General features: G+C 40.6%; 15 protein-coding genes and 1 pseudogene. 5 read left to right on the top strand and 11 right to left on the bottom strand.

All coding sequences use genetic code 11. From position 1 onward, the window contains the following. Positions 1-15: 15 nt before the first annotated feature. From ANSO36C_RS00580 to ANSO36C_RS00595, 4 genes are all read right to left on the bottom strand, one after another. Positions 16-156, bottom strand: coding sequence for a hypothetical protein (locus tag ANSO36C_RS00580; protein ID WP_251957922.1), 141 nt, complete (start codon positions 154-156; stop codon positions 16-18). Between the two features lie 88 nt (positions 157-244). Continuing rightward, positions 245-2,317, bottom strand: coding sequence for a PLL family lectin (locus tag ANSO36C_RS00585; protein WP_251957923.1), 2,073 nt, complete (start codon positions 2,315-2,317; stop codon positions 245-247). Positions 2,318-3,011: 694 nt separating this feature from the next. Further along, the gene (locus tag ANSO36C_RS00590; protein WP_251957924.1) at positions 3,012-3,467 is read right to left on the bottom strand and encodes a cupin domain-containing protein; all 456 of its coding nucleotides are present in this window, start codon (positions 3,465-3,467) and stop codon (positions 3,012-3,014) included. Positions 3,468-3,693: 226 nt separating this feature from the next. Further along, positions 3,694-4,473 (bottom strand): cysteine hydrolase family protein, encoded by a 780-nt coding sequence (locus ANSO36C_RS00595; protein WP_251957925.1) that lies wholly within the window; start codon positions 4,471-4,473, stop codon positions 3,694-3,696. Positions 4,474-4,557: 84 nt separating this feature from the next. Here ANSO36C_RS00595 and ANSO36C_RS00600 point away from each other — a divergent pair. From ANSO36C_RS00600 to ANSO36C_RS00615, 4 genes and pseudogenes are all read left to right on the top strand, one after another. Then, positions 4,558-5,954 (top strand): annotated as a pseudogene (locus ANSO36C_RS00600) (amidohydrolase). Between the two features lie 88 nt (positions 5,955-6,042). Continuing rightward, positions 6,043-7,176 carry an AlbA family DNA-binding domain-containing protein gene (locus ANSO36C_RS00605; protein ID WP_251957926.1) on the top strand — a complete coding sequence of 378 codons (1,134 nt, stop codon included), beginning with the start codon at positions 6,043-6,045 and terminating at the stop codon, positions 7,174-7,176. A 205-nt stretch (positions 7,177-7,381) separates the two neighbouring features. After that, positions 7,382-7,660 (top strand): hypothetical protein, encoded by a 279-nt coding sequence (locus ANSO36C_RS00610; RefSeq protein WP_251957927.1) that lies wholly within the window; start codon positions 7,382-7,384, stop codon positions 7,658-7,660. 131 nt (positions 7,661-7,791) lie between these two features. Then, positions 7,792-9,000 carry a NupC/NupG family nucleoside CNT transporter gene (locus ANSO36C_RS00615; protein ID WP_251957928.1) on the top strand — a complete coding sequence of 403 codons (1,209 nt, stop codon included), beginning with the start codon at positions 7,792-7,794 and terminating at the stop codon, positions 8,998-9,000. Between the two features lie 40 nt (positions 9,001-9,040). Here ANSO36C_RS00615 and ANSO36C_RS00620 read toward each other — a convergent pair whose 3' ends face one another. The 4 genes from ANSO36C_RS00620 to ANSO36C_RS00635 all read right to left on the bottom strand — a co-directional run bounded on the left by ANSO36C_RS00620 (position 9,041) and on the right by ANSO36C_RS00635 (position 12,164). Further along, positions 9,041-9,598, bottom strand: coding sequence for an RNA 2'-phosphotransferase (locus tag ANSO36C_RS00620; protein WP_251957929.1), 558 nt, complete (start codon positions 9,596-9,598; stop codon positions 9,041-9,043). Between the two features lie 68 nt (positions 9,599-9,666). Next, positions 9,667-10,983, bottom strand: a complete 1,317-nt coding sequence (locus ANSO36C_RS00625; RefSeq protein WP_251957930.1) for an amino acid permease — start codon at positions 10,981-10,983, stop codon at positions 9,667-9,669. A 400-nt stretch (positions 10,984-11,383) separates the two neighbouring features. Next, on the bottom strand, positions 11,384-11,821 hold the full coding sequence (locus tag ANSO36C_RS00630) for a D-Ala-D-Ala carboxypeptidase family metallohydrolase (protein ID WP_251957931.1): 438 nt from the start codon (positions 11,819-11,821) through the stop codon (positions 11,384-11,386). A 61-nt stretch (positions 11,822-11,882) separates the two neighbouring features. Further along, positions 11,883-12,164, bottom strand: coding sequence for a peptidoglycan-binding domain-containing protein (locus ANSO36C_RS00635; RefSeq protein WP_251957932.1), 282 nt, complete (start codon positions 12,162-12,164; stop codon positions 11,883-11,885). Positions 12,165-12,353: 189 nt separating this feature from the next. On the opposite strand from ANSO36C_RS00635, the gene ANSO36C_RS00640 reads away from it, so the two are divergent. Beyond that, a complete protein-coding gene (locus ANSO36C_RS00640) occupies positions 12,354-12,584 on the top strand; it encodes a DUF6737 family protein (RefSeq protein WP_190942320.1) in 231 nt (76 codons plus the stop codon). A gap of 435 nt (positions 12,585-13,019) precedes the next feature. Here ANSO36C_RS00640 and ANSO36C_RS00645 read toward each other — a convergent pair whose 3' ends face one another. From ANSO36C_RS00645 to ANSO36C_RS00655, 3 genes are all read right to left on the bottom strand, one after another. After that, entirely contained in the window at positions 13,020-13,385 is a 366-nt protein-coding gene (locus tag ANSO36C_RS00645; protein WP_251957933.1) for a hypothetical protein, read from the bottom strand. A gap of 445 nt (positions 13,386-13,830) precedes the next feature. Then, on the bottom strand, positions 13,831-14,007 hold the full coding sequence (locus ANSO36C_RS00650) for a hypothetical protein (RefSeq protein ID WP_251957934.1): 177 nt from the start codon (positions 14,005-14,007) through the stop codon (positions 13,831-13,833). Between the two features lie 389 nt (positions 14,008-14,396). Next, entirely contained in the window at positions 14,397-14,984 is a 588-nt protein-coding gene (locus tag ANSO36C_RS00655; RefSeq protein ID WP_251957935.1) for a thioredoxin family protein, read from the bottom strand. Positions 14,985-15,288 lie beyond the last annotated feature (304 nt).

The following is a 15,288-nucleotide window of genomic DNA, read 5'->3' on the forward strand; positions in this document are numbered from 1 at the left end:
CGAAATTTTGACCGTCTACCAAAATGAAAAATTCACTTCATTGTATTCAAAAATACCCGCACCGCATAAAACAAAGACTACCGCGATCGCTTTAACTTTTACATAAATATCCACTTTAACAAGTTGACAGCGATCGCTTTTCTGTTTTGTCTGCATCAAATACTGCCCTGTACCAAAGCCAAATTCTAATTTTACTCAAGTTATAAGTCCTGAGTAATACCACTAATTGCTAGTGCCTTTGGCATTACTCGTACCAGTAAGCATCTTGGATAGAGCTGTTTGCCCCAACCCACCAGACTTCCATGCTGTTGGGGATTCTTGATACAGCCGTAATGCCACCATTAGTTGATGCACTACCTGCTGGAGCTAACTCAAATCGCTGCCAGCCGACATTCTCGTACCAGTAAGCATCTTGGATAGAGCCGTCTGCCCCAACACACCAGACTTCCATGCTGTTGGGGATTCTTGATATAGCCGTAATGCCACCATTAGTTGATGCACTACCTGCTGGAGCTAACTCAAATCGCTGCCAGCCGACATTCTCGTACCAGTAAGCATCTTGGATAGAGCCGTCTGCCCCAACCCACCAAACTTCCATGCTGTTGGGGATTCTTGATATAGCCGTAATGCCACCATTAGTTGATGCACTACCTGCTGGAGCTAACTCAAATCGCTGCCAGCCGACATTCTCATACCAGTAAGCATCTTGGATAGAGCCGTCTGCCCCAACCCACCAGACTTCCATGCTGTTGGGGATTCTTGATATAGCCGTAATGCCACCATTAGTTGATGCACTACCTGCTGGAGCTAACTCAAATCGCTGCCAGCCGACATTCTCGTACCAGTAAGCATCTTGGATAGAGCCGTCTGCCCCAACCCACCAGACTTCCATGCTGTTGGGGATTCTTGATATAGCCGTAATGCCACCATTAGTTGATGCACTACCTGCTGGAGCTAACTCAAATCGCTGCCAGCCGACATTCTCGTACCAGTAAGCATCTTGGATAGAGCCGTCTGCCCCAACCCACCAGACTTCCATGCTGTTGGGGATTCTTGATACAGTCGTAATGCCACCATTAGTTGATGCACTACCTGCTGGAGCTAACTCAAATCGCTGCCAGCCGACATTCTCGTACCAGTAAGCATCTTGGATAGAGCCGTCTGCTCCAACCCACCAGACTTCCATGCTGTTGGGGATTCTTGATACAGTCGTAATGCCACCATTAGTTGATGCACTACCTGCTGGAGCTAACTCAAATCGCTGCCATGAAGATCCGAGTAACCGATCATCCCATCCAATTTGACCACGACTCCATTGGCAAAGCTCTAGTACGTTAGCATCCATCAAACAAGACACATGTGTACCCGAACACTTGACACAATTGTTGTTAGGAATGCCAAGATGTCCATAACTAGCACCGCAGGAGCAATCTCCATACTCATCAGCCGCACCAAAAATGTGGCAGCTTTCATGAGCAAAAACTCTGTTAATTTGATCTGAACCCCATCCATCGTTTGAATAGTTCATGCAAACTTTTTCATTAATGGCATAGGCAAAATGTTTCAGAGGATATTTAGTAAAATAGCCAACATAAGCCCAATCAGTTCCTCTGTTACTTCTCAGATTCTGGACATATTGAACTGAGCCTGAACGATTTGCCGAAAAGCCCATTTGCTGAAGCGCAGCATCACGCCAAGGTGCTTCAGCGTTCTCATAGGTATCGGTAGAACCGGGAGCCGCAGATACTGTCACAAGGCGAATATCATAAACGAAGGTAATGTTTGCACGAGGTTCAGCACTTGCAAGGAAATTGAGTCCTTCTTGCACTTCTTGAATCACCTGTTGTTGTTCCGCAGTTGAAAAAGCAAGATCAGCCTGAGTTCCTGAAACAATTACCACACCAACTGCTATAGATCCGACCATATAGCGACTTGTGGGCGTACCAGTAGACTCCTCAGGAAGGTTTTCTGTCAGAGTAGCAGATCGATTAATTGCATCAGGATTATTTTCACTATAACGAGGTGGTGAATACCCCGATGTGTCCCAACTTAATCCCTCTGTAGCACTGGGCGCTCCGTCAGCTAGTCCTTTAGCCTGAAGTTGATTCCAGGCATTTACTGCTAGTTGTGATACGGGATCGAGCGAGTCAGGCGGAACAGTTGCAGATTGCTGTAAAGCTTGAGGGTTAACTGAGTCTGGGAGATTGACAACAATAACAACATCGGTGAACTGCTGTGTAACTTTTCCGCCAAGAGCTACTATTTCTTGTTTAGCTTGTTGGAAATCTTGTGTATATAGGAGAAATTGTTGAGCCATAAGGCCCTCCTTCTATTTATGATTTTAATGTTATGGAGGCTATGATGTGTGTTTTAATTTGATGCAATTAAAGCTGTAGTGTTTTAACTTGTTCCTACATAGCATCTATCTCTATAATCTATGCGCAGGTGAAATATTATGCAGGTTTTTACACAGCTTAATAGACTTGTCCGGAAACTCCAAAGCTAGATTTTTTATAGCTTTGAGACTAAGCTTTGATCTCTTTGTGAAAAGGTATTTATAAGAGTTTGAGATAGTTAATGATAGTTTTGAGGTATAAGAGTATGTTTGAAAAGTATTTTTATTAACATCAAAGCTTCGTAAACCTAACCCCCCTTCCCTACAAGGTAATGGCGGTTTCAAAGGCTTTTGACCTTTCGAGGAGAGGAATGGAAGTGGGGATTTTAGTATACTTTACGACTTTTCAAACATCATCTGACCAAATCTTCTTTGGATATAATCAAAAACCATAACTAATTTTGGACAATGGTAGACACTGAGTCAAATATTTTACCATTTTTTTCGCAAGTTAAAATTTTGGACAAGTCTAATGACTGCCGTCAGCATAACTAAATTATATAGAAACGAATAAATGAATGAATGATACAGCAGTTTGCAAGGAGGTGAAGTAGAAAATGCAAAACTCGTAGCTCTGTACTTCATGTAAAACAAAACTGCTGTATTACGAATTATTTTAACAGGGCATCAAAGCATTAAATCTCCCCAGCACGGACATATCTTCTTCATCTAACTCCGTCGGAATGCCACTGCGAATCAATTCCGAAAAGTCTTCATTGGGAACCATCACAGTCAATGTGTACAAGCGAGTAGAACCAGTATTTTTAATCAAATGAGTTCCAGTAGGAGGCACTAATAAACTATCTCCAGCTTTGATCGTGGCACTCTTGCCGTCACACATAGCGATCGCTTCCCCTTTCAGGACAAAAAACATTTCCACCGCCCACTGATGGCGATTTGGCGGTGTTTGTCCACCAACATCAAAAATTTCAATACAGCAAGTCAAGGAAGTATTAGCATTTGTTGAATCAAAGATAATTGCTAATCGATTAGAGTCGTTGGGACTGATGCGATATACTTGGTAATCTTTGGGAGATTTGATCACCGGAATTACACAACGAGTAGCGTACATTTATTTATCCCCTCTGAAGTTATCGATGGGTACGAAAATTCCTAAAATCTAAGTCTTGAATCACAGAATTTTAGATTTTAAATTTTGGATTTTGGATTGAATAATTCAAAATTCAAAATTGTCTGAGAGCAAGCAAATTTAAACTCGAGAAAAAATCTAAAATTATTGAGCGAATAAAAAGCATTAATGCATGGGATCAATCTAAAATCTAAAATCCAAAATTGATTCACTCCTCACTCTTTTGCAGCGATGTTAAAATCTCTTGGGAGTTAGTGACAAAACCGAAGCATTGTTTGACATTATACAATGTCGCCAGCCAACAATATTCAGGAGAAGTGGTAGCGGTGCAATCTTTAACTAATACGCAGTCATATCCTAAGAAGTTGGCATCACATAAAGTAGTTAACACACATTGATCGGCATTAACACCAGCAAAAAATAATGTTGTCCTTCCCAAATTCCGCAAGATACTATCTAATGGCGTATCCCAAAATCCGCTCATGCGGTATTTGTCTACATAAATATCTTCGGGAATCTGTTCTAGTCCGTCTACTACTGCTGCGGCCCAACTACCTGCCATGAGTACTCTAGCACCATTGCTTGGCAGTGGATCGCCCAATCCCACACCTTCCCCTGTGGGATTATAAACGTGACGCGAACTAGCACTAATATTGAGCAAGTCGGGACGATTGCCCCAATTTATCCAAATGACTGGAACGCCAACTTCACGCAGTTCGGGAAGTAAGTTGTTCAAAGGTTCAATGGGTTGACGCGCTGGAGTTACGTCCACGCCGATATGCGCTAACCAGCCATCAGGGTGACAGAAGTCGTTTTGCATATCAATGACGAGGATAGCAGCTTTTGCCAAGTCTAGATGCAGGGTTTTAGTTTCTGTTGATAAAATAACGGGTTGTGGAGTCTTTTGAGGACGAGTGATATCTGCGATCGCATCATTCACTGTCCACGCATTTGGTGGAACTCCCAATGTCCGTAGTGGTAAATTCATAAAATTCCAATACCCAACACCATTTTCTATTTTGTAACTTGAAATCCAGTTGAAAATACAATTACTTAATCAAGGTTAAATATGGTGAATTTCACTATCCAGAATGTTTTGATTGCCTTCAGTGATGATTATGCAACGGTAGATGTACAGATTATAGATGGTGCAATCGCAGCCATTGCCCCCAATCTCCAAGTAATTGGCACTGCCATTGATGGCAAAAATAAGCTACTGCTACCTGGCTTTTTCAACGCCCACACCCACTCATCCGAGATGTGGCAGCGAGGAATCATGTCAGCGTTCCCTTTAGAATTGTGGTTGGCAGAACTGTATGATTTTGCCCCCCTCGATCCTGAACAAGTTTATCTCAGCGCCTTGGGTACTGCGGTAGAAACCCTACTTTCCGGCGGGACGAGTGTAGTAGATCACTTAGTGTTAATTCCCGGACTTGAGTTAGAAACGATCGCCATTGCTACTCGCGCTTACAGAGAAGTGGGAATTCGTGCTTTTATCGCCCCCTTAATTCAAGATGAATCCCTCAGCGCAGGTATTCCGTCTGGAGAATCAGCCCAAAAGCATGAACCTTATTTTCGCTCAACTGCGGCAACATTAGAAATCATCGAAGAGGCAGTAAGACAATTTCATCGCCCGGATGAGGGTATAAATATTTTAGTTGCACCAACAGGGATTCAATTGTGTACTGATGCTTTATTTCAGGGGTGTACTGAGTTAAGCGATCGCTATAATCTTTGTCGTCACTCCCATTTACTCGAAACCAGGGCACAGGAAAAGCTCGCTCAAGAAAAGTACGGTTGTACTGCTGTGGAACATTTGCAAAGAATCGGATATTGAGCAATAAAACTTCACTTGCTCATTGCGTTTGGTTAAATGATGCTGATATCGCCATTCTCGCCGAAACTCAATCTACAGTTGTTCATAATCCCTTAAGTAATTTGCGTTTAGGCAGTGGCATCGCCCCAATTTTAAAATATCGCCAAGCTGGAGTAAATGTAACTTTTGGTTGTGATGGTGCTTCTAGTAATGACTCTCAAGATTTGTTAGAAGCCATCAAAATGGGTTCTATTTTGCACAACGTTACAGACTCAGATTACCAAAACTGGATTACGCCCAGACAAGCAGTAGAAATGGCATCCTTGGGAGGTGCAAAGGGACTAAATATAGCAGATAAACTCGGTTCCTTAACTGTGGGTAAACAAGCCGATTTGGTACTTTATGACCTCACCAATTTATCATTATTACCCCGTACAGATCCTATTGGCTTATTAGTTTTAGGTCGTCCCACGAATGTTGTTGATAGTGCTTGGGTGAATGGCAAGCAAATTGTTGCTGATGGCAAAGTGACAACAATTAATGTTGATGAATTGCGAGAAGAATTATTTAATCGTAGTCAATGGGAGACAAAGCGTAAGTCTGAAACCGTCGCGCAAATAGAGGCTCATTATCGCACGGTTATGGGGTTGTAAAATACAAATAAATACGCTTCGATCCCCTTGTGCCTTATGATTACCCTATTTAATGTGTTAAACTGCACCTTTGCAGTTCGGAGTCTTAATGGATTTCAATCTACAGGCTGAAATCAAACAGTTAGTGGCAACGAAGCGAGAAGGTCAATATTGGGATTTTAAAGAGAAGCATCATGATAATAAGGCTTCACTGCTTCACGATATTCTTTGTCTCGCTAATTCGTTACATAAGGGAAATAAGTACCTAATCTTTGGAGTGAGCGATCCTCAAGCTGGCTGTGAAATAAAAGGAGTAGAGCAAGAAAATAGAAAGTCACAAACTGACTTGATAGATTTTTTGCGCTCAAAGCCGTTTGCTGGCGACATAAGACCAGAGATCGAATTAAGGACATTTGAATTAGAAAGCCATGAAATAGATGTTTTAATAATCTTTGAGAAACCCTTTAAACCTTACTATTTAAGAGACGAGTACAGAGATAGGGACAAGCAAATAAGAGCAAACAGCATTTACACAAGAAACATTGATACGAATACACCTATTGACAAAAGTGCTGACATCAGAATAATTGAAATGATGTGGCGAGAACGTTTTGGGTTGGATGTCCAGCCCAGCGATAGAATCGTTGATTTCTTATGGAAGCCAGAGGAATGGGACAAGGATATAGGAAATAAAGAGTGTGCTTATCACAAATATAATCCTGAGTATCAAATACAATTCGGAGAGCCAAGAGAGTTTAGGGATATATTCAGTTATTTCTATATAAATAAAAGTTCGTTTATAGGAGAAGCAGAATTTAAATACCTATCTACAACATTGTTCACGTTGTCTTATATGTACTGCGATGAAATGAGGATTCAATTAGCAGTACCTAGTAATGGTCATGTTCGAGTATCAAGACGTGAAGTTTGGTATATGTACTATGTGCTTCAAAGTAGAAATGGAGCGTTTCTAAATTTCATGACAGATAGCAAACTAGACTTTCAAAGTCAGAGTGCAGAGGGTATATTTCTGTTATACAGAAATCATGATGAGCGCAAGGAATTTGAGAATTATCTATCGAATAATTTAAGGAAATTGGATGACATACATGATTCAGATATCGGTAGGTATATTCAAAGTGACCTCGATAGAGAAGATAAGCACTTTATTTTTAAACCTATAGAGATGGTGAAAGTTAAAAATCTATTTGAATATTGGAGAATACATAAAGATATAACTTAACAAGTCAGTTGCACTCCATGAAACAAGACTTTCTGGTTAGGATCAACAGTATGATGAAAGATACAAAATATTTAGATAGCTACTGATTGCTGTGTTTGCTAAAATATCGCGCAGAGGCTGAATTCCAAAGGAAATACCTTATGCCAATTGTCATTACCCTTAGCCTTACGATTTGTATGTTGACCAGAGCAACTATGCTGAAGTTATGTCGGGTATACAAAGAGATGAGCCTATAGTTACTGTTGCACACTGTGTCTGGCAAATTATTGGTGTTTGCGATGGCAATTTTGGCATTGAGTCTGGTTATGGTGGCATCACTGGTATAGATAACCAAGCTGATACCTCACTGATTGTTACCCTGGCGCAATCACCAGAACTCACCTTAGTTGATTGGAGAGTCGTTTCTGGGGGAGACGGTTATGCATCGGTGTTTTTTAGAACATTAACTTCCAGAGTGCTTCCATGTTTTTCTACAATAATTTGACATGGTGCGATCGCTAAATTCTTTTTTAAACCATCAAAACTCTAGTGATTGACTAAAAAGCCACAAAAAAACTGGATTTTTGTGTATACTCTGTGACTAAGTGCCTTAGTAACACATTTCCGGGAGTAAACATGGAACGCGCCATCTCTGCGTTGGGAATTTTAGTTTTTATCGGTATATCCTACGCCTTCTCTGTTAATCGTCGTGCGGTGCGTTGGCAAATAGTGGCATGGGGTTTGGGACTGGAGTTTGCATTTGCGCTAGTAATTCTTAAAACTCCTTGGGGTTTGAATGTGTTTAAATCTCTGGGAGATATTGTCACCGGATTTTTAGCATTTTCTGATGTTGGTGCCAAATTTGTCTTTGGAGACAATTTTAAGGATCATTTCTTTGCCTTCCAAGTGCTGCCCACAATTATCTTTTTCTCTGCCTTCATTAGCGTCTTGTATTACTACGGCATTTTACAACGAGTCGTAAATGTGATGGCGTGGGTAATGATAAAGACGATGAAAACATCGGGTTCTGAATCTTTATCCTGTGCAGGTAACATCTTTTTGGGGCCCACAGAGTCGGCGCTGATGGTTAAACCATATATAGCGAATATGACGCAATCAGAACTTCATGCCGTGATGACGGGTGGTTTTGCCACAATTGCGGGTGGAGTACTAGGGGCATATCTTTCCTTTGGCATACCAACAGAACACCTGATTGCTGCTTTCTTTATGACTGCTCCCACGTCGTTAATCGTATCAAAATTACTTTACCCAGAAACAGAGGTATCAGAGACGGCTGGAAAGGCAAAAGCTGATGTAAAAACCAATTATGTAAATGTAATTGACGCAGCTACTACCGGAGCAATTGACGGCGTGAAGCTAGCAGTTAATGTGGGAGTAATGATTATCGCCTTTTTAGGATTATTAGCTGCCCTCAATGCGCTACTGGCATGGTTGGGGGCATTTGTGGCTTTACCGCAACTCTCATTACAGTGGATTTTGTCTTTTATTATGGCTCCGGTGGCGTGGCTAATGGGCGTACCTTGGGCTGATTGTCGGCAAGTTGGGGCTTTATTGGGTACAAAAACAATTTTGAATGAGTTTATTGCTTTTTTGGATTTGAAGGCATTAATTGAAAGTGGTAAAATTTCTCAACGCGCAGTAACTATTGCGACTTACGCATTATGTAATTTTGCAAATATAGGTTCAATTGGCATTACCATTGGCGGCATTACAGGGATAGCACCTAATCGCCAGCATGACTTAGCTCGTATGGGTGTAAGGTCAATGATTGGCGGATTGTTAGCAGGATTCATCACTGCTTGTATTGCTGGAATGTTGATTTGAATCAGGATTTAGCTTTCAAGCAAATCTTACTCATAATTTTTTACTCAGTTCCCAGTTTAAATTTTAGATATTCAGGTGGCACATAATCTACTAACCAAACACCATTAGCAGAACAATAAAATATGTAACCCGCCTGATGCATTGCCCCAGTATTTACAGCAAAAACTACTGCTTTTCCATGTCTTGCACCAACAGTTTGTGCTGTTGCAATATCCTTCGATAAATGGACATGGTGGCGTGACATTTTGCAAAGTCCTGTTTGCATAATTGACTCTACAGATTTGTGTCCCGTACCGTGATAAAGTTTATCTGGGGGAACAACAGGTTCTAATTGTAAATCGACTTTTACACTATGTCCTTGATTCGCACGAATCAGATTACCTGTAGAATCAAAAGAAAAGCGTTGTTTTTCGTTCGATTCAACTACTGCCTGTAATTCTTCATGGGTAATCGGAAATTTGTTCGTAGCACAAGCGGTAAGTAGGTCATCAAGAGCAACCCAACCACCAGGAGCAAGTTTAATTCCAATTGCATCTGGTGTGTGTCGCAGATATTTGCTGAGATATTTGCTGATTTTGACGAGGCGAGAATCACTCATTTGATTGTGGTTAGCATATTTGTACTACAATTATAGTTTTTTGTAGCACATAATTTTTCTTGATGATTTTACTTTGTGTAAATTGACAAAATTTGTCTTCCTATCATTGCTAATGCCACTCCAATTATCACAATGAGTGTCACCTTCCCACCAGGAACGAGTGCTTGATTTATGCTATCTGAATTTTCTTGCTCTTGACGTTGCTTCCAACTCATTAACGCCGGAATAATTCCACCTAAAACTGAAATACTAAATGTTCCAGTGTAATCTAGGGCAGTAAAAAAGATACTGGGGTTGAGCGTGCCGAGAGTCATAGGAGGAAAAAGAACCAGCGAATAGAGAGGTAGACGGTTAGAAAATCCGCGCTGTGCAAGTAGGAAAATATCTTTGAACAAATCCAGCAATCCGTAGACAAATCCAATAAATGATGTGACGATCGCAAACTCTGAAAAAATGGATACTAGCACTCCTAACCATTCCCCCGCGCCACCTGCTCGGAGAATTTGCAGTGGATCAAAAACACTTGTACCATCAGATGCACCAGTTAACATATTGGGATTGACGCTTCCTAAAATTACGGCATTCCACGCCATGAACATAATTAGAGGAATCACAGAACCAATAAAGATGGATTGACGAATTTTGCGGGCATCTCCTTCGAGTTGCGTCACAACCAACGGCACAACGTTTTGGAAAAACAATGCCACAGCCATGACTGAAATAGCACTACCAAGGGCACTCCAATCCTGAAATACTAGTTGGGCACTTTGAATGTGCCTTCCTCCCAAAAACAATAGCCCCAAGAAGGAAACGATGACAATTCCGACAAAGGCGCTGTTTAATTTCTCAATAAACTTTTCTCGCCCCAGATACATAATGCCACCAAATAAGAGCGTGAAAGTCGTTGTGCCTGCCCATGTAGGCAATACTTGCATCCCCCAGACTTTTGCCGCCGCCGAACCTAAAATCTTTCCACCTTCGGTGATGTATGCCACCAAGAGAGCATAGTGCATAAATAAATATGCGCCGCCTGCAATTCGCGCTCCTAGTTTACCAAGGATTTTCTCAACAACCCCCAAAAAACCTATACTTGAACGCCCTTGTATTCGCATCGTGTTTAAGGTAACTTCTGCAACCAATAGCCCCGAAACTAGAGCGTAGAGCCAAACAGCAACCAGTCCAGATGTCGATGGTAAAATACCAGACGGCAAGGTAACAGCTGGTAGAGCGAGAATCCCAGCCCCAACAGTGGTTCCTGCAATTAATGCAGTACTTCCCAATACACTACCCGGTTGATGATTGAGTTTTTTTCCATCAAATTCGAGATGAGAAAACAACCGATTGGCTTGCTCTGAGTGTTTGAGAATAGTCTTTATAGGAACCATACTGAATATCCGTACCTAAACCAAACAATATTAACAGATGTGAATTTTGTTGGTAGCTACCTTGATTTTGCTGCTTTTTCAGCTAAATTTTTGTGTTAAATAAGCGTAGGCGTAGCCCGTCGTAGACATCGCTTCTTCATTCTCAACATAATTTTTGGATTACAAATGTCACTTACAGCACTTTCTAATTAAATAGACCACTTAGTAAAAAACATTTTCCCGATATTTATAGATGTAGTTTAAATAAATGGCTTAACTGAACCGTATTGAGGTTTATAGGACTCATATTTAATTTTTGATATGTAGCGTGTGTTATGCCTACGCTAATGCACGCTACGTATACTTAAATTTTTCACAAATCAAATCTGATTGCTATATTAAAAAGTCATCACAATACTGTTTAAGAATAATCAAAAACTACGCGATCGCCAGGACGCCAATCACAATGCACGAAACCTCTATGCATCCCTCTTCCCAGTCCCGTGCAATCAGAAGCGCGACAAACTTGAAATAAACGCTGCAAGTTGCCATCAAGGGGGGCAAGATCGATTGCTAATCCTTGGATATGCTGAGAATCACGAACGCCTCCTTGCTGTCTATTAATATGGGGTGGACGATAACCAGAAGTAATTTGAATTGCACTACCATATTGATCGCGAATTTTACCAAAACCTTTTGTTGCTTTGATAATATTGTTAGCGATGCTTGCGGCGGACAAACCCAACGCGTTCGACTCTGGAACCCTGGTACATCCCTTTGTGAACTCTCCCCAAGTTAAAGGGATACCAATTACAATCAATTCATTCTCATAAACAATAGTTCCATTTGGTAGCTTCATACTATTACCAGTCTTACTACCTTTACTTGATTCAGGTATAGGTTCTGAGCGATCATTTTGTTCAGTGACTTTTATGATCCTCTGCTATCTCTAGTAATGCAGCAGCTGCGGATGCTCCTAACAATTCTGGAGAATCTAGCCAAACACTCTCTTTGAATTCTGCAAATGCTTTTTGGGTTAAATCGCCTATAATACCATCAACTTCACCTTTATAAAGACCTTTCTTTTTTAGTAGGCTCTGAATTTCTTTAATAGTGTCAACATCGGATTCGGTAAGTTTGATTATAGTTTTGGTAGACCGAATTTTTGCTAAATTAATAAATTCCCCTAAAACAGTTGACATTGAAACATCTCCCATATTTACAGTTTTAAGTTTGGAAGCTTCAGTTTATTATTTAGTAATGACCAAAGATTATTGCGAGTAATACCAATAAACTGCTGCTAATACTCATATTAGTTAGGGAATAAAATTTTAATAGTACCCTCAAGGGTACTATTATAGGGAATATTTGGAGTTTTACTAATAAAACCAATGTCTGAACAAAAGCCCATAAGTCCTTGGAACTACAAACCTTGGTGGTGTCAGCCCTGGTCTATAGTTCTTACAGGGGTAACACTGATTGGTGGTAGCTGGTTACTATTTAAAACTATCTGGTTAACAGTTCTCGTCTCTATTCCTATAGGAACGTGGATGGTATTTTTTGTATTGTTTTGGCCGCAATTAATGATTCGCAGTGGGATTTTAGAGTCGTATAAAGAGTAGTTTAAGCTTGATGTAATACTGGAAATTACTCCAGGTAGAGAAAATTATTCCGCCGTGTTCAGAGATATAGCAGCAAAGTTTATGAGAAGAATTCAGAACTCAGGAGTCAGAATTCAGCATGAATTCTGTACGAGTGGGTGATAGCGCCGGCGGCAAGCGAGTTCGCGATAGCGGAGCGGTAGCGAGTCCTCGAATGTCGCGTCTGAATATTAGTTAAAACCGTACTTCGTCCGGTTACGCGCTTTCGCCCCTGGTGGGCGAAACTAAAATAAATATTTTTCGTAATCAAAACTATATCCCCTTGTGGGTAGAATATTCTGAATTCTGAATTCTGAATTCTGACTCCTGGTTTATTTAGCGATTAATACTGCTGATGTAACGGTTTGCCTGGAATAATTTCCAGTGTATCTATAATTTTAGAAAAGTTTTCAGTTTTCATAGTTCTTGCTTTTGCGTAACAATCCACATCAAATCTAACCACAATTGAGGATAAACCTTCTTAATCTGCGATTTGGGGTCGTTTAACAGATTTGTAGCATTCACACAAACAACTTTAACTAGCCCCATATATTCTGCTACTTCTATCAGTAAATTCTTTTCTGCTACTACAGCAGCAATCAGGCTGTCAGGACAGTAAATCTTTACATATTTGGCATGAGGAATATATGCTCCTTTTGATTGGGAATTTAACACTTTTACATAGCAGTGACGTAGTAATTTCCATGCTTTTGGGTGAGCTTGCTTAATAATAAGGTTAAATTGTTGGGCTAAGTCTTCTTCGGTAATCATTAATCTCTCCATTACTATTTTGCTAACAACTGTAATTTCATCTCATTTCTGCACAGTAAAGGTAACGCAGCACTGATAATGCTGTATGCATTTTTCTCTGAGTAAAATTAACAATTTTTAGTTTGGGTAAAATTTACCCATGCGGCAGAATTGCTTGGTAAGTTTTCTACGCCTTATGTTACTTTCCTATCAAGGATCAAAGCTGAAACCGATTACTAAAACTGTATCAATCGCTGCTTTCAAGCAAATATTTAATTTCTGGAGATGTCTTCTGCATAAATTTTAATTCCTGCTGTAACCACTCTTGAGGCTTGAGCAACTATTTGGGATTTTGTGACAACAACTGACAATGCTTAGGTCAAGGTTTTCCAGGCTTTGAGTTTCTTTATATCGGTTCATCTCTGCGCTTGTGTGCAGAGATGAAACAGAGTGTGCTGCAAAATTAAGCGATCGCTTATCAATCGACAGACTCAGCAAAAAAATGGCGTTGCTGATTCCATGTATGAAAATGATTTTGCATAATACCAAAATCCTTGTAGAGACGTAGCAGTGCTAAGTCTCTACATCCAGAAAACTGACTAACGCTGCGATCGCTCAGATGGAACTTATTCAGGAAGTTCGCAACCGCAAACATGCATCACTCACTGATGAATTAACAGGTTTGCATAACCGACGTGGTTTCTTCTTGATGGCTGAACAAAGTGGATTACGGCTTTAACCTAACGTACCCTACTGGTTAAAATAACGAGTTTAGTAACCACCACTACGATTTTTGTTACAAACATCATAATTTTCGTTACATTGCGACGAGTTTAGTAACCACCACTACGATTTTCGTTACAAACATTATAATTTTCGTTACATTGCGACGATTTTAGTAACCACCGCTACGATTTTTGTTACAAACATCATAATTTTCGTTACATTGTTACGAGTTTAGTAACCACCACTACGATTTTCGTTACAAACATCATAATTTTCGTAGGGGCACAACATATTGTGCCCCTACCGATGTACTGTATTTTAATTTACCACTTGGCTGCCATGACTGCGGGGGTCATCTTGATTAGCCGTTGGTGCTACTGGGGCAGAAAATTTGGAAACTTTGCCGCTAGGTTGAGCATAAGGGAGAGAAGAATTAGTTACCAAAGCTTCTAAGTTGCTAGCCATAATTGTGCGGGGTTGATCGCCGATCGCTTGGGCTATGGTTTCTCCCTGCTGACTCAAAAAGACAAAATGGGGAATCCCATCTACTCGATATCTCAGCATTTCCGGCAGCCACTTGGTATTATCCACATTCAGCATGACAAAATTCATCTTGTCAGCATACTCTGTTTCTAGTTGAGTGATATCTGGCGCCATTTTCTGGCAGACAGTACACCAATCAGCATAAAACTCTACTAGAGATGGTTTGCCGTTGCTGATGGCTACTTCTAACGGTGTGGAGGTTTCACTTAACTTTGCTAGAGTTGCTGAGGTTGTTTCAGTTCGCAATCCTAAAACAAGGGCAATGCTAAGAGCGATCGCTACCATTACAATTAAGAAGTTTCTTAGACGCTTTCCGAATGGAGATTCAGGTTTTTCGGGAGAGTTAACAGGTGCAGTACTCATAAGAAAATCATTAAAATTTATTAAACAATTTCTTCTTTAGTTTAACTGACTCCAAGAGGACGTTTGAAAAGTCCTCTTGTCGGTATCAAAAATTTTAGATCCCCCTAAATCCCCCTTCAAAAGGGGGACTTTGATTCCGGTTCCCCCCTTTTTTAAGGGGGGTTAGGGGGGATCTAAAGTGCTTAAAGTTACAGCAAAGCACTTTTCAAACAACCTCCAAGCGCTCTTTAATTTTTCCACCTTTGCAAGCTTGAACTGAGGACTGGGGACTGGAGATTAAGACTGTAACCAAATCTTACTCATA

Source organism: Nostoc cf. commune SO-36 (assembly GCF_023734775.1).
In the GTDB taxonomy this organism is placed as follows: Bacteria; Cyanobacteriota; Cyanobacteriia; order Cyanobacteriales; family Nostocaceae; genus Nostoc; species Nostoc commune_A.